This is a genomic window from Pseudomonas sp. AM14(2022), assembly GCF_036346455.1.
GTDB classification, from domain to species: domain Bacteria; phylum Pseudomonadota; class Gammaproteobacteria; order Pseudomonadales; family Pseudomonadaceae; genus Aquipseudomonas; species Aquipseudomonas putida_A.
Genome location: NZ_JAOTNY010000003.1, coordinates 104,209 through 129,505 on the forward strand (window position 1 = coordinate 104,209; position 25,297 = coordinate 129,505).

Annotated in this window: 26 protein-coding genes; 15 read left to right on the top strand and 11 right to left on the bottom strand. The window is 60.8% G+C overall.

Annotated features, from left to right (window positions below):
• The first annotated feature begins 2 nt into the window (after positions 1–2).
• The 4 genes from V3W27_RS07230 (at position 3) to V3W27_RS07245 (ending at position 3,108) form a co-directional block, all read left to right on the top strand.
• Positions 3–314 carry a YqfO family protein gene (locus tag V3W27_RS07230; RefSeq protein WP_115988147.1) on the top strand — a complete coding sequence of 104 codons (312 nt, stop codon included), beginning with the start codon at positions 3–5 and terminating at the stop codon, positions 312–314.
• A 1,090-nt stretch (positions 315–1,404) separates the two neighbouring features.
• Positions 1,405–1,767, top strand: coding sequence for a DUF6124 family protein (locus V3W27_RS07235; protein WP_330206301.1), 363 nt, complete (start codon positions 1,405–1,407; stop codon positions 1,765–1,767).
• Between the two features lie 272 nt (positions 1,768–2,039).
• Positions 2,040–2,678, top strand: a complete 639-nt coding sequence (locus V3W27_RS07240; RefSeq protein ID WP_247267841.1) for a DUF6036 family nucleotidyltransferase — start codon at positions 2,040–2,042, stop codon at positions 2,676–2,678.
• Complete coding sequence (locus V3W27_RS07245) at positions 2,662–3,108, top strand: hypothetical protein (RefSeq protein ID WP_007967820.1); 447 nt, start codon at positions 2,662–2,664, stop codon at positions 3,106–3,108. Before V3W27_RS07240 ends, V3W27_RS07245 begins: the two co-directional genes overlap by 17 nt.
• Positions 3,109–3,162: 54 nt before the next feature.
• Here the strand turns inward: V3W27_RS07245 and nagE are convergent, their stop codons facing one another.
• The 7 genes from nagE to V3W27_RS07280 all read right to left on the bottom strand — a co-directional run bounded on the left by nagE (position 3,163) and on the right by V3W27_RS07280 (position 11,732).
• Positions 3,163–4,878: an N-acetylglucosamine-specific PTS transporter subunit IIBC gene (gene nagE / locus V3W27_RS07250; protein WP_330206302.1), complete on the bottom strand. Its 1,716-nt coding sequence runs from the start codon at positions 4,876–4,878 to the stop codon at positions 3,163–3,165.
• 35 nt (positions 4,879–4,913) lie between these two features.
• Positions 4,914–7,427 carry a phosphoenolpyruvate--protein phosphotransferase gene (gene ptsP, locus V3W27_RS07255; protein ID WP_330206303.1) on the bottom strand — a complete coding sequence of 838 codons (2,514 nt, stop codon included), beginning with the start codon at positions 7,425–7,427 and terminating at the stop codon, positions 4,914–4,916.
• A gap of 34 nt (positions 7,428–7,461) precedes the next feature.
• Positions 7,462–8,484: an SIS domain-containing protein gene (locus tag V3W27_RS07260; RefSeq protein WP_330206304.1), complete on the bottom strand. Its 1,023-nt coding sequence runs from the start codon at positions 8,482–8,484 to the stop codon at positions 7,462–7,464.
• Positions 8,465–9,571 carry an N-acetylglucosamine-6-phosphate deacetylase gene (nagA, locus tag V3W27_RS07265; protein WP_330206305.1) on the bottom strand — a complete coding sequence of 369 codons (1,107 nt, stop codon included), beginning with the start codon at positions 9,569–9,571 and terminating at the stop codon, positions 8,465–8,467. The genes V3W27_RS07260 and nagA overlap by 20 nt, the downstream gene beginning before the upstream one ends.
• A 30-nt stretch (positions 9,572–9,601) precedes the next feature.
• Positions 9,602–10,333, bottom strand: a complete 732-nt coding sequence (locus V3W27_RS07270; protein ID WP_442962646.1) for a GntR family transcriptional regulator — start codon at positions 10,331–10,333, stop codon at positions 9,602–9,604.
• Between the two features lie 282 nt (positions 10,334–10,615).
• Positions 10,616–11,131 carry a L,D-transpeptidase family protein gene (locus V3W27_RS07275; protein ID WP_027610965.1) on the bottom strand — a complete coding sequence of 172 codons (516 nt, stop codon included), beginning with the start codon at positions 11,129–11,131 and terminating at the stop codon, positions 10,616–10,618.
• Between the two features lie 49 nt (positions 11,132–11,180).
• Positions 11,181–11,732, bottom strand: a complete 552-nt coding sequence (locus V3W27_RS07280) for an NUDIX hydrolase (protein WP_027610966.1) — start codon at positions 11,730–11,732, stop codon at positions 11,181–11,183.
• A gap of 146 nt (positions 11,733–11,878) precedes the next feature.
• On the opposite strand from V3W27_RS07280, the gene V3W27_RS07285 reads away from it, so the two are divergent.
• From V3W27_RS07285 to purT, 5 genes are all read left to right on the top strand, one after another.
• Positions 11,879–12,478, top strand: a complete 600-nt coding sequence (locus V3W27_RS07285) for a CoA pyrophosphatase (protein WP_007967803.1) — start codon at positions 11,879–11,881, stop codon at positions 12,476–12,478.
• 47 nt (positions 12,479–12,525) lie between these two features.
• Complete coding sequence (locus tag V3W27_RS07290) at positions 12,526–13,050, top strand: gamma carbonic anhydrase family protein (RefSeq protein ID WP_330206307.1); 525 nt, start codon at positions 12,526–12,528, stop codon at positions 13,048–13,050.
• Positions 13,047–13,262 (top strand): DUF1289 domain-containing protein, encoded by a 216-nt coding sequence (locus tag V3W27_RS07295; protein WP_095138285.1) that lies wholly within the window; start codon positions 13,047–13,049, stop codon positions 13,260–13,262. The genes V3W27_RS07290 and V3W27_RS07295 overlap by 4 nt, the downstream gene beginning before the upstream one ends.
• A gap of 155 nt (positions 13,263–13,417) precedes the next feature.
• Positions 13,418–13,885, top strand: a complete 468-nt coding sequence (locus tag V3W27_RS07300) for a VUT family protein (RefSeq protein ID WP_007967799.1) — start codon at positions 13,418–13,420, stop codon at positions 13,883–13,885.
• A 99-nt stretch (positions 13,886–13,984) separates the two neighbouring features.
• Complete coding sequence (gene purT, locus V3W27_RS07305) at positions 13,985–15,166, top strand: formate-dependent phosphoribosylglycinamide formyltransferase (RefSeq protein WP_003221968.1); 1,182 nt, start codon at positions 13,985–13,987, stop codon at positions 15,164–15,166.
• A gap of 118 nt (positions 15,167–15,284) precedes the next feature.
• Here the strand turns inward: purT and V3W27_RS07310 are convergent, their stop codons facing one another.
• From V3W27_RS07310 to V3W27_RS07320, 3 genes are all read right to left on the bottom strand, one after another.
• Positions 15,285–16,601 carry an MFS transporter gene (locus V3W27_RS07310; protein ID WP_098967376.1) on the bottom strand — a complete coding sequence of 439 codons (1,317 nt, stop codon included), beginning with the start codon at positions 16,599–16,601 and terminating at the stop codon, positions 15,285–15,287.
• A 356-nt stretch (positions 16,602–16,957) separates the two neighbouring features.
• Positions 16,958–18,190: an HlyC/CorC family transporter gene (locus V3W27_RS07315; RefSeq protein WP_330206308.1), complete on the bottom strand. Its 1,233-nt coding sequence runs from the start codon at positions 18,188–18,190 to the stop codon at positions 16,958–16,960.
• A gap of 12 nt (positions 18,191–18,202) precedes the next feature.
• Positions 18,203–19,015: a cytochrome C assembly family protein gene (locus V3W27_RS07320; protein WP_027610969.1), complete on the bottom strand. Its 813-nt coding sequence runs from the start codon at positions 19,013–19,015 to the stop codon at positions 18,203–18,205.
• 195 nt (positions 19,016–19,210) lie between these two features.
• Between V3W27_RS07320 and ffh the strand changes: the two genes are divergently transcribed.
• The 6 genes from ffh to V3W27_RS07350 all read left to right on the top strand — a co-directional run bounded on the left by ffh (position 19,211) and on the right by V3W27_RS07350 (position 23,299).
• Positions 19,211–20,587, top strand: coding sequence for a signal recognition particle protein (ffh, locus tag V3W27_RS07325; RefSeq protein ID WP_330206309.1), 1,377 nt, complete (start codon positions 19,211–19,213; stop codon positions 20,585–20,587).
• Positions 20,588–20,848: 261 nt separating this feature from the next.
• The gene (rpsP, locus tag V3W27_RS07330) at positions 20,849–21,100 is read left to right on the top strand and encodes a 30S ribosomal protein S16 (RefSeq protein ID WP_003185073.1); all 252 of its coding nucleotides are present in this window, start codon (positions 20,849–20,851) and stop codon (positions 21,098–21,100) included.
• A 5-nt stretch (positions 21,101–21,105) separates the two neighbouring features.
• Complete coding sequence (gene rimM / locus V3W27_RS07335) at positions 21,106–21,642, top strand: ribosome maturation factor RimM (protein WP_047601381.1); 537 nt, start codon at positions 21,106–21,108, stop codon at positions 21,640–21,642.
• A 3-nt stretch (positions 21,643–21,645) separates the two neighbouring features.
• Positions 21,646–22,398: a tRNA (guanosine(37)-N1)-methyltransferase TrmD gene (gene trmD, locus V3W27_RS07340; protein ID WP_003221981.1), complete on the top strand. Its 753-nt coding sequence runs from the start codon at positions 21,646–21,648 to the stop codon at positions 22,396–22,398.
• A gap of 45 nt (positions 22,399–22,443) precedes the next feature.
• Positions 22,444–22,794 carry a 50S ribosomal protein L19 gene (gene rplS / locus V3W27_RS07345; protein ID WP_003175895.1) on the top strand — a complete coding sequence of 117 codons (351 nt, stop codon included), beginning with the start codon at positions 22,444–22,446 and terminating at the stop codon, positions 22,792–22,794.
• A gap of 91 nt (positions 22,795–22,885) precedes the next feature.
• The gene (locus tag V3W27_RS07350; RefSeq protein WP_108181783.1) at positions 22,886–23,299 is read left to right on the top strand and encodes an acyl-CoA thioesterase; all 414 of its coding nucleotides are present in this window, start codon (positions 22,886–22,888) and stop codon (positions 23,297–23,299) included.
• A 117-nt stretch (positions 23,300–23,416) separates the two neighbouring features.
• Here the strand turns inward: V3W27_RS07350 and V3W27_RS07355 are convergent, their stop codons facing one another.
• Complete coding sequence (locus V3W27_RS07355; protein ID WP_330206310.1) at positions 23,417–25,225, bottom strand: cation:proton antiporter; 1,809 nt, start codon at positions 25,223–25,225, stop codon at positions 23,417–23,419.
• Positions 25,226–25,297 lie beyond the last annotated feature (72 nt).

Below are 25,297 nucleotides of genomic sequence, written 5' to 3' on the forward strand. Positions count from 1 at the left end.
TCGTGTACAAGCTCGGGTTTTTTGTTCCTGACAGTCATGTCGAGGTGGTCAAGGACGCTGTATTCGCTGCCGGTGGTGGGCGGATCGGGGACTATGACCACTGTGCTTGGCAGGTGCTTGGGTCTGGTCAGTTTCGGCCTTTGGACGGCAGTCAGCCGTTCATTGGTGAGGCGGGGCAGGTTGAGCGGGTCGAGGAATGGAAGGTTGAGCTTGTGGTTTGTGACGCGTTGATTGGTGATGTGGTGGCTGCTCTCAAGTTGAGCCACCCTTACGAGACGCCGGCTTATGAGGTGTGGCGGCTGGAGGATTTCTGATCTTTCTGCCGCTGGAATGAGAAACCCGCAGATGAGTGATTGTCTGCGGGTTTTTTGTTGCCTGCGATTTGCTTTTCTGTAGGAGTGAGCCTGCTCGCGATGGCGCCCTGACAGGCGACCATGCTCTGGCTGACTGTGTGAATATCCGTTGCTTCGGGTGCAGCGGCTGGCGGTTTCGCCCTTACGGCGAGTCACTTTTTACAAACGCCTAAAAAGTAACCCAAAACGCTTGCTCCTGCGTTCGGCCCGCTCGCTGGGGCTCGGGATCCCTTCGCTGCGGGATTGATCCGGGCGCAGCGCCTCCGGTTTGCTTCGCTGCACCTCCTCTCGCTGTGTTTGGCTGCGCCAAACGGTCGCTGCGCTCCCACCCCCGGATCAATCCCTCCACTCAGCCTTCCGACGTCGCCCGTGGATCAAGATCAAGAGCGACAGCCGAGCTTGCGCTCATCCTGGAGTGGGGCGGCTTCGCCGCATGGGGTGTGCGCTTGCTAAATTGCAGGAGCCAGGATGCTGGCGATGGTGGCCTGACAGCCGACCAATCTCTACCTGAATACACCGGGTTCAAACTGTGGGAGCGGGCTTGCTCGCGAAGGCATCCTGATAGCTCACTGATCCATTGCAGATGCCCACAACCCCTGTGGGAGCCTGGCTTGCCAGCGATGGCGGCCTGACAGCCGACCAGTCTCTATCTGAATAAACCGGGTTGAAACTGTGGGAGCCAGCCTGCTGGCGATGGGGCCAGTCTGGTCACCAAGGGCATTGGGCTTGTTTAAATCTGTGTCAAATAACCAGAAGCTTCCCACAAGGTTTTCAGGTTGTCCCTCGGACGTCCGGTCTCTAGGCTTCGTCTGTCGCTGCCAATTCAGCGACCGGGCGTGAGATCCCCGGAATGCTTGCAACTAGCGCCAACACCACGATAATTGGCGCCAGCTCAATCTGCTGCCTGCTTTATGGCGGCTGTGTGCGGGCAGACTTCGGTCTGGCCGGTTGCCTGCTCCGGTGGATCTCACCCTGCACATAGCTGCCACCTCTTTGCCGCGTGAGATCCGGCGAAGATGGCATCTTCACACGCCGTAGCAGGAGTTGAATTTTGGACAAACTGATCCCCGACCCACCCCACAAAGTCACACTTCCACCCGCCGACGCCATCCGGGTTGAAGACTTGACGAAAGACCGTGAAGCCATCAAGCGCGCTGTCGATTTCTACTTCACCCCGCAATCCGCTGAGGCGCATCAGCCCAGCACGATGTTCCTGGTCAACCCCAGCATCGAAACAGAAACCCTGCTGGCCCACGCCTACGAATCGTTGGCCTGCGCCAGTGCCATGGCCAGCAACTTCGCCAGCGAACTCAGCGGCCTGCAACGCAGCACCGCACTGGCGATCCAGCAAATCGTCATGCTCGCCGAACTCGCGGTAAACCGGGCGCTGGATCGGGTCGATCCACAAACCTGACGAGCGCCCATCGTTCATCGCCAGCAGGCTGGCTCCCACATTTGAAATGCTTCACTGTGGAAGTGAGCTTGCTCGCGAAAGCATTTTTCTAGCTGTCGGAATACTTCCTGTACCTCATCAATTAGTAGATTTTTCCTACCAGATGTTCAGGTTGTCCCTCGGAAGCAGCCTCTCTACCTTGGGTTGTCTCTGGCAAACAGCGAACTTGGCAATAGACCGAAAACGGGATGTTGCTCTTTCACTGAGCCGTCGCTATGACTCTGAGGTTTAAAATGGAATTGCTTCCCGTCGTTACGCCCCGTATCAACACGAACACCGCGTTGGGGCGGGCGCTGGTATCGATGTTCAAGTCAGTCGAGACGGAACTGATTCAAGAGAACGCTGCGCCGGGGGCGGTCAAGATCATCGTGTTTGGAGGATGCGCGGTTCACCTCTACACCAATCACCGCATATCGTTGGACGTCGACGCGGAAATCTATGAGGCTTGTATTCCGGCAGGATTCGACCTGCGTACGCTGCTTGCCGAGGTGCCGGAGCCGTTTGTCGATGAGCGTTCTGCGCGAAAGATGGAGTTGAACTACGACTTGCAATACAACACTAGCTTTGGCCCGATCCACGAAGATTATTGGTCTCGAAGTATTCCCCTGCCAGAGTTTTCGCGGGTGTCCCCTCTCCGTGTACATATTGCTGCACCCGTCGACATAGCCATTACAAAACTGGGCAGGGCTACCGATCACGATATCGCCGACATCAATGCCCTTCTCAGGTTTGGATTCATACTGACCAGCGAGCTTCGGCGTCTGGCATTGCAGGCCATTGATGTATATGTTGGCAACAAAGAGGCGCCGACTTCGGTGCTGACTAACATATTGCAAGACTATCTGGAGAAGGGAGATGACGAAGGTGAATGACGCGCACGTCCTCTCATCCGCGTTGGATACTCTCGTCAGGAGCCCTCTCAATCAGGCCGATGACGTCGCGCTGGTGAACGCCGCGAAAGAAGTGTGGTACTCGAATTCTAGTGTTGAAAGCGAGGTTAAGGCGTTTCTGAAAAATCACAGTGACGATATAGAACGCCGTCGCGCGGCTTACCTGTTGGAGCGGTTTACGCGCTTCTCTTGTGTGTCTGATAGTCGCGTGCTGGAAACGCTGCATGCGTTGCAGCTTTTCGCGCACTCGACGCCGAAGCAGGATGTTGCACCTCCAAAGATGGTTTCGTTACGAAATCGCAAGGATCAATTAGCCGTCTCTTGGGGGTTAGCAGAAAGCCTTGGATTGAAGGTTCAAACGCTGATGCCATTCCAGACTCGCCATTACCAGGCAGAACAGCATTTACCCTGAGCTGAACGTGCCAGCGATAAAAAAAACCGGCCTGAGCCGGTTTTTTTGTGTTGATTAAACCTTGGCGCTGACCTCACTCCGATTAACCAGCGCCTCAATCGCCCCACTCAAACTCGCCGCTTTCTCGCCAATCAACAAATGCCAGACCCCACCCTCCAGCGGGCTGACACCCTGGCAACCCAGCTCTTTCAACTGAGCCTCGGACAACGCTTTACCATCGGCCAGTTGCAGGCGAATGCGGGTCAGTGCGATGCAGTCCAGCTGCAGCACATTGTCGCTACCGCCCAACGCCGTCAGCCATTGTTGGGCTTCCGGTGCAGCGACCATTGCAGCTTTTGGTTCCTCGACCACCACCGCAGGCGCAGCCACCAACGCACGCCCCAGCGCCGGCATGGCGAGGCGGATTTCGTCGGCGATGCTGTCGGCCAATGGCCCGACCACCACCTGCAAGCTGCCGCCCTTGCCCGGGCGTACCACGGCCATCGCACCCAGTGCTTTCAAGTCAGCGTCGGAAGCCTTGTTGCGATCAACCATTTCCAGACGCAGACGAGTCGTGCAGGCGCCCACGGTAAGCAGATTCTCGGCACCGCCCAAGGCCTTGATGTACGCAGCGGCACGTTCGTTTTCCGTAAGCACCGACTTCTCGGTGGCGGCCACGTCCTCACGCCCCGGCGTCTTCAGATTGAAGCGGCGGATACAGAAATCAAACACCGCGTAATACACCACGGCGTACGCCAGCCCGACCGGAATCACCAGCCAGCCATTGGTCGAGCGCCCCCAACCGAGCACCATGTCGATGAAGCCGCCGGAGAAGGTGAAACCGAGATGGATGTTCAGCGCATTGGTGATCGCCATCGACAGGCCGGTCAGCAGCGCATGCAGCAGATACAACAACGGCGCCAAAAACATGAAGGCGAATTCGATGGGCTCGGTTACCCCGGTCAAAAACGAGGTCAGCGCCATCGACAGGAAGATCCCGCCCATGACCTTACGGCGCTCCGGCAACGCGTTGCGGTACATTGCCAGGCACGCGGCGGGCAGGCCGAAGATCATCATCGGGAACATGCCGGTCATGAACTGGCCGCCCTTTGGATCGCCGGCGAAGTAGCGTGACAGGTCGCCGGTTACTAACGCTCCGGTGGTCGGGTCGGTGAAGTTGCCGAACACGAACCACGCCATGTTGTTGAGGATGTGGTGCAGGCCGGTGACGATCAGCAGGCGGTTGAACACGCCGAAGACGAACGCACCGATGCTGCCGCTTTCCATCATCAAGGCGCCGAAGCTGTTGATGCCGTGCTGGATCGGCGGCCAGATGTAGCCGAACACCACGCCCAGCGCGACGGCTGCGAACCCGGTGACGATCGGCACGAAGCGCCGGCCGCCGAAGAATGCCAGGTACTCCGGCAGCTTGATGTCTTTGAAGCGGTTGTACAGCGCGCCGGCCATCAGGCCGCTGACGATCCCGGCGAGCATGCCCATGTTGATGCTCGGGTCGAGCACCTTGAGCGTGGAGATCATCACCAGGTAACCGATCACCCCGGCGAGGCCTGCGGTGCCGTTGTTGTCCTTGGCGAATCCGACGGCGATGCCGATGGCGAAGATCATTGCCAGGTTGGCGAAGATCACTTGCCCGGCATCGTGGATGATCGCGATGTTCAGCAGGTCGGTGTCACCCAGACGCAGCAGCAGGCCGGCAATCGGCAGGATCGCGATCGGCAGCATCAGCGCACGGCCGAGGCGTTGCAGGCCTTCGATGAAGAGTTGGTACATGGTGGTTCTCCCTGCTCTTTATAGAGAGCTTGTTGTTAGTGCAGAGGCCAATGCTGATGGCAGGCGTGACGAACCGCAGCGGCGCTGTTGAGTTTCAACAGGTCGCGGCTGAGGCGTTGGCATTCGGCCTCGTGCAACTGGCGCACGCGATCCTTGATTTCACCGATCTGCACCGGGCTCACCGACAACTCGGTCACGCCCAGGCCGATCAACACCGGTGTCGCCAGCGGATCGGAGGCGAGGGCGCCGCACACGCCGACCCAGCGCTTGTGCACCGCCGCACCTGCGCAGGTCATGGCGATCAGCCGCAGTAGCGCCGGGTGCAGGGCATCGACGCGAGCGGCGAGGCCGGCGTGGTCGCGGTCCATGGCCAAGGTGTATTGCGACAGGTCGTTGGTGCCGATCGACAGGAAATCGGCGTGCTCGGCCAGTTGTTCGGCTTGCAGCGCGGCGGCGGGGACTTCGATCATCACGCCGATTTCCGGGCGCTGATTAATGCCCAACTCCAGGCACAGCGCATCGACCCGTTGGCGGATGTGCAGCAGTTCGTCGACTTCGGTGACCATCGGCAACAGGATCCGGCAACGGCGCAGCGGGCTGACTTGCAGCAGTGCGCGCAGTTGCTGATCGAGGATTTCCGGACGGGCCTGAGCCAGACGAATGCCGCGCAGACCCAAGACCGGGTTGGCTTCAGCGGGCAGCGGCAGGTAGTCGAGTTGCTTGTCGCCACCGACGTCGATGGTGCGGATGATCACCGAGTGCTCGCCCATGGCATCGAGCACGGCTTGATAGGCGGCACGCTGCTCTTCGATGTCCGGCGCGGTCTGCCGGTCGACGAACAGAAACTCGGTGCGCAGCAGGCCGACGCCATCGGCACCGTTGGCAAAAGCGTCTGCCGCTTCATGGCTGGAGGCGACATTGGCGACCACTTCGATCGCCACGCCATTGCGGGTTTCAGCGGGCAGATGCGCCTTGGCCTGTTGCGCATCGCGGCGTTGCTGACGCTCGATTTGCGCCTGTTGTACTTCGGCCAGGCGTTCGGTGCTCGGCGCCAGTTCGAGGCGACCGCCATCGGCATCCAGCACCACCGACTGACCTTGTGCTTGATCGAGTAAAGCGGCGCCCAGTGCAACCAGGCACGGCAGGCCTTTGCCGCGCGCCAGAATCGCCACGTGCGAGGTCGCGCCACCCTCGGCCATGCACAACCCGGCGACACCTTGCGCGCTGAGTTGCAGCAGATCCGACGGCGTCAGTTCATGCGCAGCGACAATGGAGCCGGCCGGCACGTCGTAATGCCAGGCTTCGCCGAGCAGGGCGCGCAGGACACGTTGCTTGAGGTCGCGCAGATCGTTGGCGCGTTCGGCCAGCAGCGCGCTGCCGGTGTGTTGCAGTACTTCGCACTGCACGTCGATCGACTGGCTCCAGGCGTGGGTCGCCGCCGTGCCTTGGTCGATGGAATGCTGCGCGGTGTCGAGCAGGGCCGGGTCTTCGAGCAGGGCCAGGTGCGCGGCGAAGATCGCTTCTTCATCGATGTTCTTGTGCTTTTTTGCTTGGGTGAGCGTGGCGTTGATTTCGCCGCGAACCTGATTCAGCGCGGCTTCAAGTTTCTGCAGTTGCTCAAGCGGAGCATGATTGCCCGCATCTGCCGGCAGGCTGATCGCGTTCAGGCGAAACAGCGGCCCGCCGACCAGTCCCGGCGCGGCGCACACACCCTGCAGTACGCCAGCTTCGGCCGGGCGCTTGCGCGGTGCGGCGCTGACCGGTGCAGCGGCGTGATGATCGTCGAGCAGGGCAGTCGCCAACGCATTGAGCAAGGCTTGCAGCGCGGCTTCGGCGTCCGGCCCCTGACAACTGACGTGCACTTCATCCTGCTCGCCAATGGCCAGTCCCATCAGGCCGATCAGGCTGTTGCACGGCGCCGATTTACCGGCGAAGTGCAGCTGCGACTGGCTCTTGAAACCTTGTGCGGTCTGGCGAATCAGCGCGGCGGGGCGCGCATGCAAGCCGCCGCGATGCGCCACCAGCACCTGACCCTGAACCTCTGGCCCGCCAACCGCTTCGGCAGTCGCCGCAGAGCTGTTGCGTGCAATGATGTGCAGCAGCGGCTCGCCGACCTTCACCGCTTTGAGCGTGATCGGGCGCACCTGGAAATCCTGGCTGTTGGTCAGGATCAACAGGCTGACCAGGCTTTTGCACTGCTGGCCGACCTTGTCCAGGTCATAGCGCAACAACGGCTGGCCGTTGCTGACCCGCGTGCCTTGCTTGACCAGCATCGAGAAGCCTTCGCCGTTCAGTTCAACGGTGTCCAGGCCCAGATGTAGGAGGATTTCCGCGCCGTTATCGGCACGCACGGTCAGCGCGTGGCCGGTGCGGGCGACGTGGATGATCTCCCCGGCGCAGGGCGAATACAGGGTGTCATTCAGCGGGTCGATGGCGATGCCGTCACCCATCGCGCCGCTGGCGAACACCGCGTCCGGGACTTTGGCGAGCGTGAGCACCGGGCCGCTGAGCGGGGCGCTGAGGGTCAGCTCTTTATTGTTGTTGTGCATGGCTCGGTCTCATCAGGTGTGCAGTCATTCGGACTTAGTGCGTACGGGTCACTTTGCTCAGGTGGCGCGGCTGATCCGGGTCCATGCCGCGGGCCACGGCGAGACCTGCGGCCATCACGTAGAAACTCTGGATCGCCAGAATCGGATCGAGGGCCGGGTGTTCGGCGCGGCTCAGGGTCAGGTCGCGTTCGAGGATGTCGTCCGGCGCGGCCAGCAGCACGCGAGCGCCGCGTTGACGCATCTCTGCCGCAAGACTGATCAGACCGGCCTGTTCGGCACCGCGTGGAGCGAACACCAGCAGCGGGTAGTGTTCGTCGATCAGCGCCATCGGGCCGTGACGGACTTCGGCACTGCTGAACGCTTCGGCCTGAATGGCCGAGGTTTCCTTGAATTTCAGCGCGGCCTCTTGGGCGATGGCAAAACCGGCACCACGGCCAATGACCATCAGCCGTTCACAGTCGCGCAAGGCGTCGATCGCGGTGCTCCAGTCCTGTTGCGCCGCGTCGCGCAGTCCTTCGGGCAGGGCGTTGTGCGCTTCCAGCAGTTCGCTGTCTTCTTTCCAGTGCGCGATCAGGCGGGCGCTGGCGCTGAGGGTGGCGATGAAACTCTTGGTCGCGGCGACGCTGCTTTCGATACCGGCGAGCAACGGCAGGCTGAATTCACACGCCGCTTCCAATGGCGAATCGGCGGCATTGACCATCGATACGCTCAGTGCGCCGCGCTTGCGCAGCAGACGCAGACTGTTGACCAGATCCGGGCTCTGACCCGATTGCGAGAACGCGAACGCCACCTGACCGCTGACCTTCAGCGGCGCCTGCTGCATGGTCACCACCGACATCGGCAACGACGCCACCGGTACGCCCAGTTGCTGCATGGTCAGGTAGGCGAAGTAGCTCGCCGCGTGGTCGGAGCTGCCGCGCGCAACGGTCATCGCCACTTGCGGCGGCTGACGGCGCAGGCGCCCGGCGATTTCGATCATCTGCGGGTCGAGCTGTTGCAATTGGGCTTGCACGGCCTCGAACGAGGACAGCGCCTCTTCAAGCATTTTTGAAGTCAATGTCTTCTCCTTCGACCATGACGGCGGTCAGTGTGAGTGAGCGATCCAGCCGCACGCAGTCGGCCCAGGCCCCCGGTTGCAGGCGCCCGCGTTCAGTGATGCCGAGGTAGTCGGCGGGGAATTGCGAAAGACGTTGCGAGGCCTCGGCGATCGGCAATCCGATCTTCACCAGATTGCGCAGGGCCTGATCCATGGTCAGGGTGCTGCCGGCCAGCGTGCCGTCGGGCAGGCGCACGCCGCCCAGGCATTTGGTCACGGTGTGGCTGCCGAGCTTGTATTCACCGTCGGGCATGCCGGCGGCGGCGGTCGAATCGGTGACGCAGTACAGGCACGGGATCGAACGCAGGGCCACGCGGATCGCACCGGGATGCACGTGCAGCAAGTCCGGGATCAGTTCGGCGAATTTGGCGTGGGCCAGCGCGGCGCCGACGATCCCCGGTTCGCGGTGATGCAGCGGGCTCATGGCGTTGTACAAATGGGTGAAACTGGTCGCGCCAGCCTCCAGAGCGGCGACGCCTTCCTCGTAGCTGCCGAGGGTATGGCCGATCTGCATGCGGATGCCCCGGCTGCTCAGTTCACGAATCAATCCGTCGTGACCGGCGATTTCCGGGGCGATGGTGATCACCCGGATCGGCGCCAGCGCGAGGTATTGCTCGACCTCGGCCATCAACGCGGTGTGGGCGAAATTCGGTTGCGCGCCGAGTTTGCCGGGGTTGATGTACGGGCCTTCGAGATGCACACCGAGTACCCGGGCGGCGCCTTGCGGACGCTGTTCGCAGAACTCGCCGACTTCTTTCAGCACGCTGGAGATCTCAGCACTCGGCGCGGTCATGGTGGTGGCCAGCAGCGAAGTGGTGCCGAAGCGCACGTGGGTGCGGGTGATGGTCTCGAAGGCACTGGCACCTTCCATGATGTCTTTGCCGCCACCGCCGTGGACGTGCAGGTCGATGAAACCCGGCAGCAGGTAGGGCAGATCATTGTCGGCCGGATCGCAGGGCACGCCTTCGATCGACACGACTTTGCCGTGTTCGTGGATCAGCCGGCCGCGAACCCAGCCGCTGGCGGTGAGGATGTTGTCTTCGGACATTTCGGTTCTCTCGTTTGGCCTGGCTGCTGATCAGCGGCGAAGCTCTGCAACAAAGTCGTAGTAGTCGTTGCGGCAATAAGTGTCGGTGACTTCGATCGGCGTGTTGTCTTCCAGATAGCCGACCCGGGTCATCAGCAGCATGGCGGTGCCGGGGGCGATGCCGACCAGCGCGGCGAACTCGTCCGAGGCGTTGATTGCCTGGATGTGCTGCAGGGCGCGGACGATCGGTTTGCCGATGCCGTCGAGGTACTCGTAGAGTGAATCGCCGACCAATTGCGGCTTGGGCATGATCTTGGCGGGCAGGGTGCTCATCTCGATGGCCATCACCGTGTCGTCGGCCTTGCGCAGGCGTTTCATGCGCGCGACCTTGTCGTTCGGCGACAGGCTCAGGCGGATCAGTTCTTCGTGAGTCGGCAGGGTGATTTCGCGTTCCAGCCACTGCGAGCTGGGGACAAAGCCCTTGAGGCGAAGCATTTCGCTGAAGCCCGAGAGGCGTGACAGCGGTTGTTCCAGACGGGGTGTGATGAACGTGCCGGAACCTTGCAGGCGGCGGATCAGACCTTGATCGAGCAGCACTTCCAGCGCTTTGCGTGCGGTGACCCGGGAGATACCCAGTTGCTCGCTGAGGTTGCGCTCGGACGGCATCGCCTGCTCGGCCTTCCACTGCCCGGAATGGATCGCCGATTCCAGATTGCGCGCCAGCTGCAGGTACAGCGGCGTCGGCTGGGAGTCATCTGGGCGTAGGGCCTGGAGGTCGTTCATGTAGGTCATTTCCGACGCGAGTATAGGATTGTTGTTGCTCGCTTGTGGGGCGGAAATTAATACCACTTGAATACCATGTCAACGCGGGGAAATGGCGTTTAGCCCAACGAAATGGCGGGTTTCGGGGGTTGTGGATTGAAGTGGTATTAGGGGTGGGCTGTAAAAAGCAAAAGATCGCAGCCTGCGGCAGCTCCTACAGTGGGAAGTGGTATCAACCCTGTAGGCGCTGCCGAAGGCTGCGATCTTTTGATTTATTTTTTTCAGGTGACCAGTGGTCGCGGGCTAAGGACGGATCTCGATCATCGTGCCGTCCGGCACCAGACCCCAGACTTCACGCATGTCCATGTTGCGCATGGCGATGCAGCCGTCGGTCCAGTCCAGGGTGTGGAACAGGTCTTCCGGGGTTTCTTCCGAATCCGGGGTGCCGTGGATCATGATCATGCCGCCAGGCTCGACGCCTTCGCGGCGGGCACGGGCCGAATCGCTGATGTTCGGGTAGGAGATGTGCATCGCCAGGTTGAATTTTTCACTGACCTTGCGCCAGTCGATCCAGTAGAAACCTTCGGGCGTGCGTTTGTCGCCTTCAATCAGTTTCGGGCCTTTTTTCGCGCCCTTGCCCAAGGAGATTCGATAGGTCTTGATCGGCTTGCCGTCGGCGATCAATTGCAGTTGATGAGCCGATTTGAGCACCAGGATTTTTTCGATCATCGGGGTATTCGACGGCGTCACGGTGGTCACGAATGACGCTTGGGACACGGTGACGAACGACAGGCAAAACAGGGCAAGCAACCAGCGCATTGAAACGATTCCCCAGGGAGTGACGCAGATATTTTATTTATAGAAGCTTTTAGGTGATGGCAGGCTGCGTCAACGGCGGAATCGATTCGGAGCGAACCGGGTAGCTTTCGGCGCGGCGATCAGCGAAGAAGCATTCTAAGGTACGCCCCACGGTGCGGAAAGCCAGCTCGTCCCACGGGATGTCGGCTTCGTCGAATAGTTGTACTTCGAGGCTTTCGGGCCCGGCAGCAAAGTCCAGATCGGCCAGTTCGGCACGGAAGAACACGTGTACCTGGCTGATGTGCGGCACGTCGATCAGCGTGTAGATGCTCAGATTACGCACTCGGGCGCAGGCTTCCTCGGCGGTTTCGCGGATCGCGGCTTGCTCGATGGTTTCGCCGTTTTCCATGAAACCGGCGGGCAGCGTCCAGTAACCGAGGCGTGGCTCGATGGCGCGGCGGCAGAGCAGCACTTTACTGCCCCAGGTCGCGACGCAACCGGCGACGATATTGGGGTTTTGATAGTGAATGGTCTGACAGCTGTCACAGACAAATCGCAGCCGCGAATCGCCTTCGGGAATGCGCTGGGTCACCGGGTTGCCGCACTGGCTGCAAAATTTCATGCTGGGGTTCCTGAATGCTGCGCCTATCTTGGCGTGCAGCGGTGCCGGTCGGCAAGTTGTCGTTTCGCGACATGGCCCGGCGAGGGGCTTGGGCGGCTGCAATGATTGGTGCATGATGCAGGGTAAGGCACAGATCGAGAACACTCATGCTGGACGAGCTACTGCATAGGGTAAGCAACCACACACCGCGCACGCTGGAGACCGATAAACGTTTCCCCGAGGCCGCTGTTCTGGTGCCGATCACCCGCAGTGACGAACCCGAGCTGGTGCTGACCCTGCGCGCCAGCGGCCTCTCGACCCATGGCGGCGAGGTGGCCTTCCCCGGCGGACGCCGTGACCCGGAAGACCCCGACCTGATCTTCACCGCTCTGCGCGAAGCCGAGGAAGAAATCGGCCTGCCACCGGGGCTGGTCGAGGTGATCGGCCCGCTCAGCCCGCTGATCTCCCTGCACGGCATCAAGGTCACGCCGTATGTCGGGGTGATCCCGGACTTCGTCGAATACCAGGCCAACGATGCCGAGATCGCAGCGGTATTCAATGTGCCGCTGGAGTTCTTCCGCAAAGACCCGCGCGAACACACGCACCGTATCGATTACCAGGGCCGTAGTTGGTATGTGCCGAGTTATCGCTACGGCGAATTCAAGATCTGGGGTTTGACCGCTATCATGATCGTCGAACTGATCAATCTGCTCTATGACGAACAGATCAGCCTGCATCATCCGCCCAAAAGCTATATCAACACCTGAAGCCATCGCTCGAATGGCCCGTCATCGTGAGCCCTGAGGAAAACAAGATGAAATACCGCCTGGGCGACGCCCGCGTCGACACCCATCCACAGAGCTGGGTCGCGCCCAATGCCGTGCTGGTGGGCAAGGTCAGACTGGAAGAGGGCGCCAACGTCTGGTTCAACGCCGTATTGCGCGGCGACAACGAACTGATCCTGATCGGCAAGAACAGCAACGTCCAGGACGGCACGGTGATGCACACCGACATGGGCTATCCGCTGACCATCGGCACCGGCGTGACCATCGGTCACAACGCCATGCTGCATGGTTGCACCGTCGGCGATTACAGCCTGATTGGCATCAACGCGGTAATCCTCAACGGCGCGAAAATCGGCAAGAACTGCATCATCGGCGCCAATTCGCTGATCGGCGAAGGCAAGGAAATTCCCGATGGCTCGCTGGTGATGGGCTCGCCGGGCAAGGTCGTGCGTGAGCTGACCGAGGCGCAGAAGAAAATGCTTGAGGCCAGCGCCGCGCACTACGTGCACAATTCCCAGCGCTATGCGCGTGATCTGGTCGAGCAGGAAGAATGAGTACTCCCGAAAGACCGGTTGCCTCGCCGTGTGTGAATATCTGCGCACTGGATGAAGACGATATTTGTACCGGTTGCCAGCGCACGGTCGCGGAGATCACGCGCTGGGGACGCATGACCAATGACGAGCGGCGGGTGGTGCTGGGGTTGTGTCATGAGCGGGCGAAGGCGAGCGGGTTGGTGTGGATGATTCCCGGAAAATCAGGCGCCTGACAGCCCGCCTTCGCGAGCAAGCCCGCTCCCACATTTGAAATGCATTCCCCTCTGGGAGCGGGCTTGCTCGCGAAGAGGCCAGAACAGTCGCCACTTCTTATTGGCCCGACTCCAAGCCTGAAGTAACCTGTGCGCCAATTTGACAGGTCGCCCCCATGATTTTCCTCATCGCCTACATCAGCAGCGTCGTGCTGATCAACTTCGCTTTCTCCACCGCGCCACACCTGGACATCATCTGGTCGGCCTGGGGCGGGTTGGTGTTCGTGTTGCGCGACATGGTGCAAACCCGTTTCGGCCACGGTGCGCTCGTGGCGATGCTGGCGGCGCTGGTGCTGTCTTACGTCACTTCTGATCCATCCATCGCCTTGGCCAGCGCCACGGCGTTCGCGGTGTCGGAAATCATCGACTGGCTGGTGTTCAGCGTCACCAAACGGCCGCTGCGCGACCGCCTGTGGATCAGCTCGGCGCTGAGCATTCCGCTCGATACCTTCATCTTTTTCGGCATGATCGACCTGATGACGCCACCGGTGATCATCACCGCACTGGTCTCGAAGTTTGCCGGCGTCACTGCCGTTTGGCTGATCATGGCCTGGCGCGAGCGCAAACAGGCTGTCGCCAGCTGAGCCAAACCCTGCGGTTCATGTAAAATGCCGCGCTTTCTCCCCATGGAAAGCGCGTCTGGCGTTGCTTTCCTCGATGATCCGCTTCTTTGAGGACCTGAGATGACCCGTATCGGAACTCCATTGTCGCCGACCGCGACCCGCGTATTGCTGTGTGGCTGTGGTGAGTTGGGCAAGGAAGTGGTGATCGAGCTGCAACGCCTGGGCGTTGAAGTGATTGCCGTCGACCGTTACGCCAACGCGCCGGCGATGCAGGTGGCGCACCGCAGCCACGTGATCAACATGCTCGACGGCGCCGCGCTGCGTGCAGTCATCGAAGCCGAGAAGCCGCACTTCATCGTGCCGGAAATCGAAGCCATCGCCACCGCCACGCTGGTCGAGCTGGAAGCCGAAGGCTTCACCGTGATTCCGACCGCCCGCGCCGCGCAATTGACCATGAACCGCGAAGGCATCCGCCGCCTGGCCGCTGAAGAGCTGGACCTGCCAACCTCGCCGTACCATTTTGCCGACACCTTCGAGGACTACAGCAAAGCCGTTCAGGACTTGGGCTTCCCGTGCGTGGTCAAGCCAGTCATGAGCTCGTCGGGCAAAGGCCAGAGCCTGCTGCGCAGCGCCGATGACGTGCAGAAAGCCTGGGATTACGCGCAAGAGGGCGGTCGCGCCGGCAAAGGTCGGGTGATCATCGAAGGCTTCATCGATTTCGACTACGAAATCACTCTGCTGACCGTGCGCCACATCGGCGGCACCACGTTCTGCGCACCGGTCGGTCACCGTCAGGAGAAGGGCGACTATCAGGAATCCTGGCAGCCGCAAGCCATGAGCCCGATTGCTCTGGCTGAGTCCGAGCGCGTGGCCAAAGCCGTGACCGAGGCCTTGGGCGGTCGCGGTCTGTTCGGCGTCGAGCTGTTCATCAAGGGCGATCAGGTGTGGTTCAGCGAAGTTTCGCCGCGCCCGCATGACACCGGTCTGGTGACCCTGATTTCTCAGGATCTGTCGCAGTTCGCCCTGCACGCGCGCGCCATTCTCGGTCTGCCGGTGCCGCTGATCCGTCAGTTCGGCCCATCGGCTTCGGCGGTGATTCTGGTGGAAGGGCAGTCGACCCAGACCGCGTTCGCCAACCTGGGCGCAGCGCTGAGCGAGCCGGATACGGCGTTGCGTCTGTTCGGTAAGCCTGAAGTCAATGGTCAGCGCCGGATGGGCGTGGCGTTGGCGCGGGATGAGTCGATCGAAGCTGCGCGTGCCAAGGCGACCCGTGCTGCTCAGGCTGTTGTTGTAGAGCTGTAAACCGAGGCGCGGCATTCGCGAGCAAGCCCGCTCCCACAGGTTCGGCGGTGTTCACAAATTTTGTGTACTGCACGGACACTGTGGGAGCGAGCCTGCTCGCGAAGCTTTTGATCTTCCGTCAGGCAACCTGATTCAGATCGTTATTGCGCGTTTCCTTCAGGCACAGCACAGCAATCAGGCTGAGCACCGCTGCCGCCGACACATACCCGCCGACATAACTCAAACCACCCATTGCCACCAGTTTCTGCGCGAAGAACGGAGCCGCCGAGGCGCCGACGATCCCGCCGAGGTTGTAAGCGGCCGATGCGCCGGTATAGCGCACGTGGGTCGGAAACAGTTCCGGCAGCAGCGCGCCCATCGGGGCAAACGTCACGCCCATCAGGAAAAGCTCGATGCACAGGAACAGCGCCACGCCCCAGGTCGAACCTTGCGTCAGCAACGGCTCCATCAGAAACCCGGACAGAATCGCCAGCACGCCGCCAACGATCAGCACCGGTTTGCGCCCGTAACGGTCACTCGCCCAGGCGGACAACGGCGTTGCGGCGGCCATGAACAGCACGGCAAAACACAGCAGTCCAAGAAACGTCTCACGGCTGTAGCCGAGGGTGGACACGCCGTAGCTCAGAGAAAACACCGTCGAGATGTAAAACAGCGCATAGCACACCACCATGGCCGCTGCGCCAAGCAGTGTTGGCGCCCAGTATTGGCTGAACAACTCGACCAGCGGCACTTTCACCCGTTCCTGACGAGCAATGGCGTTGGCGAACACCGGGGTTTCATGGAGCTTGAGGCGCACATACAGGCCGACCATCACCAGTGCCGCGCTGAGCAGAAACGGAATCCGCCAGCCCCAACTGCGAAACTGCTCGTCATCGAGTGTCATGGCCAGGGTCAGGAACAGGCCATTGGCTGCAAGAAAGCCGATTGACGGGCCAAGCTGCGGGAACATGCCGAACCACGCCCGTTTGCCCTTGGGCGCATTCTCCGTGGCCAGCAACGCCGCGCCACCCCATTCGCCACCCAATCCCAAACCCTGACCGAAACGCAGCACACACAACAGAATCGGTGCCCAGGCGCCAATGCTGGCGTAACCCGGCAGCACGCCGATCAGCGTGGTGCACACGCCCATCAGCAAGAGCGAGGCGACCAGTGTCGACTTGCGCCCGATGCGGTCACCGAAATGGCCGAACAGTGCCGAACCCAGCGGGCGGGCGAGGAAGGCGATGCCGAAGGTGAGAAACGCCGAAAGCATCTGCGCGGTGCCGGACGTCTGCGGAAAGAACACCGGACCGATAACCAGCGCGGCGGCCGTGGCATAAACGTAGAAGTCGTAGAACTCGATGGCGGTGCCGATGAAACTCGCTGTCGCCACGCGAGTGGCGGAGTTGGTCGGCTGGGCAGGCGCGGTGGCGCTGTAAGCGGTACTGGTCGTCATGCGGTGATCCCTGACAGTCATGGCTCCATTGGAGCGAATTATTATGGTTGAACACCCAGGGATGTGGGATGAGACGCGAGCGCTGTTTCGAGTAGGAACAGTCGTCGGGGTGATGCGGAAATTGCCGAAACCTGTCTTGTGCGGGGTAAGCACGAGGTTCGGTGGCGCTTGGGTGAGCACCTCGATTATAGGAAGGGGGCTAACGATCAAACAAGAGCAAAAGATCGCAGCGGATTGACGTCGATTGATCTTCCTGTGGCGAGGGAGCTTGCTCCCGCTGGGTTGCGAAGCGACCCCAACACATTTACGGCCGCTGCGCGCCCGAGCGGACGCAAGCTCCCTCGCCACAAAAGCGCCTAAACCTTGGCAGGCACAGCGCTCGTATGCCAGATCAGCACCTTGCTCACCCGGTTGTCCTCGGTCTCGAGAATCTCCAGCCGATAGCGCCCGATCTTCAGACACACCGCGCTGTCCGGAATGGTCTCCAGCGCTTCGGTCACCAGACCGTTGAGGGTTTTTGGCCCGTCGCTCGGCAAATGCCAGCCGAGGCATTTGTTCAACTCGCGGATCGACGCGGTACCATCGATCACCATGCGCCCGTCGGGCTGCGGATGGATGTGCGGGTTGTCGAGGCTGTGCTCGCTTTCGAATTCGCCGACGATTTCTTCGAGAATGTCTTCCAGAGTGACGATGCCCAGCACTTCGCCGTACTCGTCCACCACCATGCCCAAGCGGCGCTGCTGCTTGTGGAAGTTCAGCAGTTGCAGTTGCAGCGGCGTGCTTTCCGGAACGAAGTACGGTTCGTAGCTGGCGGCCAGCAGCGCTTCGCGGGTCAGCTGGCCATCGTTGAGCAGATGGCGGATCTGCCGGGTATTGAGCACCGCTTCGACCTGGTTGATGTCGCTGTGAAACACCGGCAGGCGCGTGCGTTTGTTCTGGCGCAGTTGTTCGATGATCTCCTCGATCGAATCGTCGAGGTTGATGCCGTCGACGTCGCTGCGGGGCACCAGAATGTCATTGACCGTGATGTTGTCCAGCGCGTGAATCCCTGACACCGGGTGTGTGCGAGACGGGTGTTCCGGGTCTTCGTTCGGGTCGGCAGGTTCTTCGTCTTCGCTTTGCTGCACCACTTGGGGTTTGCGCGCGAAGGGGCGCAGCAGCAAACCGCTGATGCGGCTCAGCAGCCACGCCAGCGGGTAAAGAATCTTCAGCGGAACCGCCAGCAGGGTATTACCGAACGACAGCACCGCATCCGGGTAGCGCTGGGCCACGGTGCGCGGAAAGTAATCGGCAAACACCAGCAATACGGCGCCGGCGACGAGGCAGGCGGCCCACGGGCCGTTCTCCTCGCAAAGGAAGATCGCCAGCAACGTGGCAATGATTACCGCGAGGGCGCGGCACAGGGTGTTGCACAGGATCAGACTGTCGAGCGGGAAGCTCAGCTTCGCCAGCGGTTTATCGCTGGCGCGCGAGGCGGTGCGTTGCGCGAGCAAGTGCTGCTGCGCGATTTCGACGGCGGTAAACAGCCCCGACCATAAAATCAGCAGGACAAATACCGCGAGCATCGGCCCTATGGGCAAACCGTCCATTTATGCCGCCCGTCAGATGTGCAGGATGTATTCACGAACCAGCTTGCTGCCGAAATACGCCAACATCAGCAGGCAGAAACCGGCGAGAGTCCAGCGAATCGCCTTGTGGCCACGCCAGCCGAGGCGATTGCGGCCCCACAGCAGCACGCTGAACACGATCCAGGCCAGGCACGCCAGCAGGGTCTTGTGCACCAGATGCTGGGCGAACAGGTTCTCGACGAACAGCCAGCCGGAGATCAGCGACAGCGACAGCAGCGTCCAGCCGGCCCAGAGGAAACCGAACAGCAGGCTTTCCATGGTTTGCAGTGGCGGGAAATTCTTGATCAGGCCCGACGGGTGCTTGTGCTTGAGCTGGTGATCCTGCACCAGCAGCAGCAAGGCCTGGAACACCGCGATGGTGAACATGCCGTAGGCGAGGATCGACAGCAGGATGTGGGCGAGGATGCCCGGTTCTTCGTCGATGATTTGTACCGTGCCGGCCGGGGCGAACTGCGCCAGCAACACCGTCGCCGCGCCGAGCGGGAACAGCAGCACCAGCAGGTTTTCAACCGGGATCCGCGAGCAGGCCAGTAGCGTCAGGGCGATGACAGCCGCGGCGATCAGGCTGGCGGCGCTGAAGAAGTCCAGGCCCAGGCCGATCGGCGTCAGCAGGTGAGTGAGCAGGCTGGCGCTGTGGGCGAGCACGGCGAGGATGCCGAGCGTAACCAGCAGGCGCTTGTTCGCCTTGGCGCCGGAGGCCAGGCGGGTGCCCTGATAAAGGGTCGCAGCGGCATAAAGAAGCGCGGCGGCGATGGTAGTCAGCAAACTGGGTGACAAGGGGAGCATAAATCCTGTTAGGCAGGCCCGAAAGGCGCTGAGTTTGGCATAGAACCGCCACACCACGAAAGTGCGAGGTGTCCGCCCGACGCAGTCTTCGCTATAATCCGCGACCTGCCCACGCCGCAGGCTCGCCGAGCACATGTTGAATCCGGTCTGGGCCGCCATTATCCCGGTCTACACAGGGCCTGAAAGGATCGCGCAATGTTTGAAAACTTAACCGACCGTCTCTCGCAGACGCTGCGCCATGTCACCGGCAAGGCCAAGCTGACTGAAGACAATATCAAAGACACCCTGCGCGAAGTGCGCATGGCGTTGCTCGAAGCCGACGTCGCCCTGCCGGTGGTCAAGGACTTCGTCAATTCGGTCAAGGAGCGCGCTGTCGGCACCGAGGTGTCGCGCAGCCTGACGCCGGGCCAGGCCTTCGTGAAGATCGTCCAGGCCGAACTCGAAAGCCTGATGGGCGCGGCCAACGAAGACTTGAACCTGAGCGCCGTGCCGCCCGCCGTCATTCTGATGGCCGGTCTGCAGGGTGCCGGTAAAACCACCACCGCCGGCAAACTCGCGCGCTTCCTTAAAGAGCGCAAGAAGAAGTCGGTGATGGTCGTGTCGGCGGACATCTACCGTCCGGCTGCGATCAAACAGCTGGAAACCCTGGCCAACGACATCGGCGTGACGTTCTTCCCGTCCGATCTGAGCCAGAAGCCGGTCGACATCGCCAACGCGGCTATTAATGAAGCAAAACTGAAATTCATCGACGTGGTCATCGTCGACACCGCCGGTCGTCTGCACATCGACGAAGAGATGATGGGCGAGATCAAGGCGCTGCACGCCGCGATCAACCCGGTGGAAACCCTGTTCGTGGTCGACGCAATGACCGGTCAGGACGCCGCCAACACGGCCAAGGCCTTCGGTGATGCGCTGCCGCTGACCGGTGTGATCCTGACCAAGGTCGACGGCGATGCCCGTGGCGGTGCCGCGCTGTCGGTGCGCGCGATCACCGGCAAGCCGATCAAGTTCATCGGTATGGGCGAGAAGAGCGAAGCGCTCGATCCGTTCCACCCTGAGCGTATCGCTTCGCGGATCCTCGGCATGGGCGATGTGCTCAGCCTGATCGAACAGGCTGAAGCGACCCTCGACAAGGACAAGGCCGACAAACTGGCCAAGAAGCTGAAGAAGGGCAAGGGCTTCGACCTCGAAGACTTCCGCGATCAGCTGCAACAGATGAAGAACATGGGCGGCCTCGGCGGCCTCATGGACAAGCTGCCGAGCATCGGCGGCGTCAATCTGTCGCAAATGGGCAATGCCCAGAACGCGGCAGAGAAGCAGTTCAAGCAGATGGAAGCCATCATCAACTCCATGACCCCGGCCGAGCGCCGCGACCCTGAATTGATCAGTGGTTCGCGCAAACGCCGGATCGCCATGGGTTCCGGCACTCAGGTGCAGGACATCGGTCGCTTGATCAAGCAGCACAAGCAGATGCAGAAGATGATGAAGAAATTCACCGCCAAAGGCGGAATGGCGAAAATGATGCGCGGCATGGGCGGTATGTTGCCCGGCGGCGGCATGCCGAAAATGTGATTCAGGACACCATGACTTCGCCGGTCGTCGCACCGGCGCAGACCCTGCAAGGACGCAGGATCAACAGCAAACCCGCACTCGGCGGGAGCTGACTGGCCGTTTTCATCGACGGCTCTATATGCAAATCCGCACGGCATGCCATAGGCGCCGGAAAAAGTCATTTGCAAAAGTCCGGATATTCCTTAGAATATGCGGCCTTTCGGGCACCCATGCCCGCTGTGCATTTAGATTTGCAGCACCGACTACAGGAACGATGTTCACATGCTAACAATCCGTCTTGCCCTTGGCGGCTCCAAAAAGCGCCCGTTTTACCACCTGACCGTAACCGACTCGCGTAACCCGCGTGACGGCTCCCACAAAGAACAGGTTGGCTTCTTCAACCCTGTTGCCCGTGGTCAGGAAATCCGTCTGTCCGTGAACCAAGAGCGCGTAGCCTACTGGCTGAGCGTTGGTGCACAGCCATCTGAGCGTGTTGCTCAGTTGCTGAAGGAATCTGCCAAGGCTGCAGCCTGAGCAGTATGAGCGCGACGCCAGAAAAAGCTGATGACCTGATCGTTGTCGGCAAGATTTTTTCGGTTCACGGCGTTCGCGGCGAGGTGAAGGTCTTTTCCTTTACCGATCCGATTGAAAACCTGTTGGACTACCGCAACTGGACGCTTCGGCGCGAAGGCGTGGTGAAACAGGTCGAGCTGGTCAGCGGCCGATCCACTCAAAAGGATCTGGTTGCCAAGCTCAAAGGCCTCGACGATCGCGATGAAGCCCGTCTTCTGAGCGGTTACGAGATTTGCATCTCACGAAGCCTTTTGCCCAACCTGACAGGCGACGAGTACTACTGGTACCAGTTGCAGGGTCTGAGCGTCATCAACCAGGACGAGCAATTGTTCGGCAAGGTTGATCACCTGTTGGAGACCGGCGCGAACGATGTATTGGTGGTCAAGCCCTGCGCAGGCAGCCTGGATGATCGCGAGCGGTTGTTGCCCTATACGGAGCAATGCGTGCTGGCAATCGACCTGGAAGCAGGCGTGATGCGGGTGGAATGGGACGCGGACTTCTAAGCAATGGCCAGCCTGCGCGTAGACGTCATTACGCTGTTCCCCGAGATGTTCTCGGCCATCAGTGAGTACGGCATTACCAGTCGTGCGGTCAAACAGGGGCTCTTGCAGCTGACCTGTTGGAATCCGCGGGATTACACGACGGATCGGCATCACACTGTGGACGATCGCCCGTTTGGCGGTGGTCCGGGCATGGTGATGAAGATCAAGCCCCTGGAAGATGCTCTGGTTCAGGCCAAGGCAGCAGCCGGGGAGGCGGCGAAGGTGATTTACCTGTCCCCCCAAGGCCGTCAACTGACTCAGTCGGCGGTACGCGAGTTGGCAAAATCGGATGCATTGATCCTGATTGCCGGCCGCTATGAAGGCATTGACGAGCGCTTTATTGAGGCTCATGTCGATGAAGAGTGGTCGATTGGTGACTATGTACTGTCTGGCGGCGAGCTGCCGGCCATGGTCATGATCGATGCGGTTACACGACTGCTGCCCGGAGCTTTAGGGCATGCGGATTCCGCTGAGGAAGATTCCTTTACGGATGGTCTGCTGGATTGCCCGCACTACACCCGACCTGAGGTGTATGCGGATCAGCGTGTTCCCGACGTGTTGCTGAGTGGCAATCACGCGCATATCCGGCGTTGGCGTTTACAGCAGTCCCTTGGTAGGACCTATGAACGACGCGCCGATCTTCTGGAAAGCCGCTCGCTTTCTGGAGAAGAGAAGAAGCTGCTCGAGGAATACATCCGCGAGCGGGACGATAGTTAACAACGTATCGATGGTAGATCAGTTGATTTACCTTAGGAGCACAGCATGACCAACAAAATCATCCTTGCACTCGAAGCAGAGCAGATGACCAAAGAAATCCCTACCTTTGCCCCAGGCGACACCATTGTCGTTCAGGTGAAAGTGAAGGAAGGCGATCGTTCCCGTCTGCAAGCGTTCGAAGGCGTTGTCATCGCCAAGCGTAACCGCGGCGTGAACAGTGCGTTCACCGTTCGTAAAATCTCCAACGGTGTTGGCGTAGAACGTACTTTCCAGACCTACTCCCCGCAGATCGACAGCATGGCTGTTAAACGTCGCGGTGACGTACGTAAAGCCAAGCTGTACTACCTGCGCGACCTGTCGGGTAAAGCAGCTCGCATCAAGGAAAAACTGGCTTAAGTCCAGCTTCCGATGCAGAAAAAAGCAGCCTACGGGCTGCTTTTTTGTTGCCTGTAATTTATCCACAGCATTTTTGTTTCAGGCCAGAACCATGACCACCCGCGACCAGGAAATCCAGCGCCGTACCGAACTCTCGGTAACCCGCGTGACCAAAGCCGTCTTCCCGCCGACCACCAACCACCACAACACCCTGTTCGGCGGCACCGCGCTGGCATGGATGGACGAAGTGTCGTTCATCACCGCCACCCGCTTCTGCCGCCTGCCGCTGGTGACTGTTTCAACCGACCGCATCGACTTCAACCACGCGATCCCGGCCGGCTCCATCGTCGAACTGGTGGGACGGGTGATCAAAGTCGGCAACACCAGCCTCAAGGTCGAGGTGGAAGTGTTTGTCGAGAGCATGAGTTGCGATGGCCGCGAGAAGGCGATTCATGGGCAGTTCAGCTTTGTCGCTATTGATGATGACAAGCGGCCGGTGCCGGTGCTGCCTGGGTTTCCTGCCTGATCCGGAACCGAGTCGCGGCCTTCGCGAGCAAGCCCGCTCCCACAGGTTTTGTGTCGTCTACAACGTTTATGTACGACACGGACATTGTGGGAGCGGGCTTGCTCGCGAAGCGTCAGCTCAGGCGCCGCTGGCCTCCGGCTGAATCAACGCCAACAACGTCCACCCGGATCCCGGTTTCAAAGCAGTCTCCGGCGTCACCACATGCACCCAGCCACTGTCATCGCGCATGAACAGCAGCGTCGCCCGATTGCCATGCAATGCCTGGTAATCCTCCCAACCGAAACCGTCCGTCAGCGTCGTGCTGTACAGCTCGGCGCCGTTGCTGATCAGGCTGGCCAGCTTGGCGTAGGTCAGCGCCTCGCTCCCCAGCTGATTGCCGCGATGTTCCAGACTCGCCCGATGCTTGTCACTGCGACGACTTTCCTGACCGCTGGCCAGACCGAATAAACGCTGATGACCAAAGTCGTGTCGAAAGCGCATCGCCGCCAGGGTGTTCAGTTCGCCCGACGGCGATAGCGCCAGCAGATGCCCCAGCCCCACCAGATCCAGATGCGCATCGGCATGCTGCGATGCCGGGTTGCCAAAGTACGTCGGCAACCCCTCCATGCGCGCCGCACGAATATTCTCCCAGCTCGAATCGGTCAACAGCACGCGGCTGCCCAGTTGCTGCAACGATTTGCCCAACAGACGCGCCGGGCCGTTGGCCCCGACGATCAGGAAGCCGCTCGGCGCCGGTTCGGCGACGTTAAGCAAACGTGCCAATGGTCGAGCGGTTGCACTTTGCAGCACCACGGTGCCGATGATCACCGCGAAAGTCAGCGGCACCAGCAGCAGCGCACCTTCGTGCCCGGCTTGATCCAGACGAATCGCGAAAATCGCCGACACTGCCGCCGCCACGATCCCGCGCGGGGCGATCCAGCACAGCAGGGCGCGTTCACGCCAGCTCAGGCTGGAGCCGGCAGTGCTCAACAGCACGTTCAGCGGGCGCGCGATCAGTTGAATCACCAGCAACAGAATCAGCACCAACGGCCCGAGGCCGATCAAGGCATGCAGATCCAGGCGCGCCGCGAGCAGGATGAACAGTCCGGAAATCAGCAGCACGCTGAGGTTTTCCTTGAAGTGCAGGATGTGCCGCACATCCACGCCCTTCATGTTCGCCAGCCACATGCCCATCAGCGTCACCGCCAGCAGGCCGGACTCGTGCATCACCTGATTCGACGCAATAAAAATCCCCAGCACGGCTGCCAGCGAGGCGAGGTTGTGCAGGTATTCCGGCAGCCATTGGCGACGGATGATGGTGCCGAGCACCCAGCCGCCGACTACCCCGAATACGCTACCGCAGACAATCACGCCGCCAAAGGTCAGCAGGCTCTGTTCGAGGCCGTTTCCTTCGGAGCGGGCAATGATGAAGCTGTAGACCACCACCGCGAGCAGGGCGCCGATCGGGTCAATGACGATGCCTTCCCAGCGCAGGATGTTGGCGATCGATGCTTTCGGCCGCACCACCCGCAGCATCGGCACGATCACCGTCGGCCCGGTCACCAGCGTCAGGCTGCCGAACAGGATCGCCAGCAGCCAGTCGAAGCCGAGCAAAAAATGGGTGGCGACGGCAATCACCACCCAGGTCGTGAGCGCGCCAACTGTCACCAGCCGATGCACGACACTGCCGATCTCGCGCCATTCCGACAGGTGCAGGGTCAGACTGCCCTCAAACAGGATCAACGCTACCGCCAGCGACACCAGCGGCATCAGCAGCGGGCCGAACATTTCCTGCGGGTCGAGCCAGCCCAGCACCGGCCCGGCGAGAATCCCGGTCAGCAACAGAAACAGAATCGCCGGCAGCTTCAGGCGCCATGCCAGCCACTGGCAACCCAGCGCAGCGGCGCCGATCCCGCCAAATGCCAAGAGAATTTGCTGCTCGTTCATTGATGCTCCCTGTTCCTTGAATTAGCGGGCTATGAAAGACTAGCGGCCATTCCTACAGTTCACTCTACATTT

Excerpts from the sequence above, each read along its gene's own strand:
- V3W27_RS07240 (WP_247267841.1), top strand. The coding sequence starts at position 2,040 with ATGGAATTGCTTCCCGTCGTTACGCCCCGTATCAACACGAACACCGCG.
- V3W27_RS07245 (WP_007967820.1), top strand. The coding sequence starts at position 2,662 with ATGACGAAGGTGAATGACGCGCACGTCCTCTCATCCGCGTTGGATACT.
- nagE (WP_330206302.1), bottom strand. The coding sequence starts at position 4,878 with ATGTACCAACTCTTCATCGAAGGCCTGCAACGCCTCGGCCGTGCGCTG.
- ptsP (WP_330206303.1), bottom strand. The coding sequence starts at position 7,427 with ATGCACAACAACAATAAAGAGCTGACCCTCAGCGCCCCGCTCAGCGGC.
- nagA (WP_330206305.1), bottom strand. The coding sequence starts at position 9,571 with ATGTCCGAAGACAACATCCTCACCGCCAGCGGCTGGGTTCGCGGCCGG.
- V3W27_RS07270 (WP_442962646.1), bottom strand. The coding sequence starts at position 10,333 with ATGAACGACCTCCAGGCCCTACGCCCAGATGACTCCCAGCCGACGCCG.
- V3W27_RS07275 (WP_027610965.1), bottom strand. The coding sequence starts at position 11,131 with ATGCGCTGGTTGCTTGCCCTGTTTTGCCTGTCGTTCGTCACCGTGTCC.
- V3W27_RS07280 (WP_027610966.1), bottom strand. The coding sequence starts at position 11,732 with ATGAAATTTTGCAGCCAGTGCGGCAACCCGGTGACCCAGCGCATTCCC.
- V3W27_RS07285 (WP_007967803.1), top strand. The coding sequence starts at position 11,879 with ATGCTGGACGAGCTACTGCATAGGGTAAGCAACCACACACCGCGCACG.
- V3W27_RS07290 (WP_330206307.1), top strand. The coding sequence starts at position 12,526 with ATGAAATACCGCCTGGGCGACGCCCGCGTCGACACCCATCCACAGAGC.
- V3W27_RS07295 (WP_095138285.1), top strand. The coding sequence starts at position 13,047 with ATGAGTACTCCCGAAAGACCGGTTGCCTCGCCGTGTGTGAATATCTGC.
- V3W27_RS07300 (WP_007967799.1), top strand. The coding sequence starts at position 13,418 with ATGATTTTCCTCATCGCCTACATCAGCAGCGTCGTGCTGATCAACTTC.
- purT (WP_003221968.1), top strand. The coding sequence starts at position 13,985 with ATGACCCGTATCGGAACTCCATTGTCGCCGACCGCGACCCGCGTATTG.
- V3W27_RS07310 (WP_098967376.1), bottom strand. The coding sequence starts at position 16,601 with ATGACGACCAGTACCGCTTACAGCGCCACCGCGCCTGCCCAGCCGACC.
- V3W27_RS07315 (WP_330206308.1), bottom strand. The coding sequence starts at position 18,190 with ATGGACGGTTTGCCCATAGGGCCGATGCTCGCGGTATTTGTCCTGCTG.
- V3W27_RS07320 (WP_027610969.1), bottom strand. The coding sequence starts at position 19,015 with ATGCTCCCCTTGTCACCCAGTTTGCTGACTACCATCGCCGCCGCGCTT.
- ffh (WP_330206309.1), top strand. The coding sequence starts at position 19,211 with ATGTTTGAAAACTTAACCGACCGTCTCTCGCAGACGCTGCGCCATGTC.
- rpsP (WP_003185073.1), top strand. The coding sequence starts at position 20,849 with ATGCTAACAATCCGTCTTGCCCTTGGCGGCTCCAAAAAGCGCCCGTTT.
- rimM (WP_047601381.1), top strand. The coding sequence starts at position 21,106 with ATGAGCGCGACGCCAGAAAAAGCTGATGACCTGATCGTTGTCGGCAAG.
- trmD (WP_003221981.1), top strand. The coding sequence starts at position 21,646 with ATGGCCAGCCTGCGCGTAGACGTCATTACGCTGTTCCCCGAGATGTTC.
- rplS (WP_003175895.1), top strand. The coding sequence starts at position 22,444 with ATGACCAACAAAATCATCCTTGCACTCGAAGCAGAGCAGATGACCAAA.
- V3W27_RS07350 (WP_108181783.1), top strand. The coding sequence starts at position 22,886 with ATGACCACCCGCGACCAGGAAATCCAGCGCCGTACCGAACTCTCGGTA.
- V3W27_RS07355 (WP_330206310.1), bottom strand. The coding sequence starts at position 25,225 with ATGAACGAGCAGCAAATTCTCTTGGCATTTGGCGGGATCGGCGCCGCT.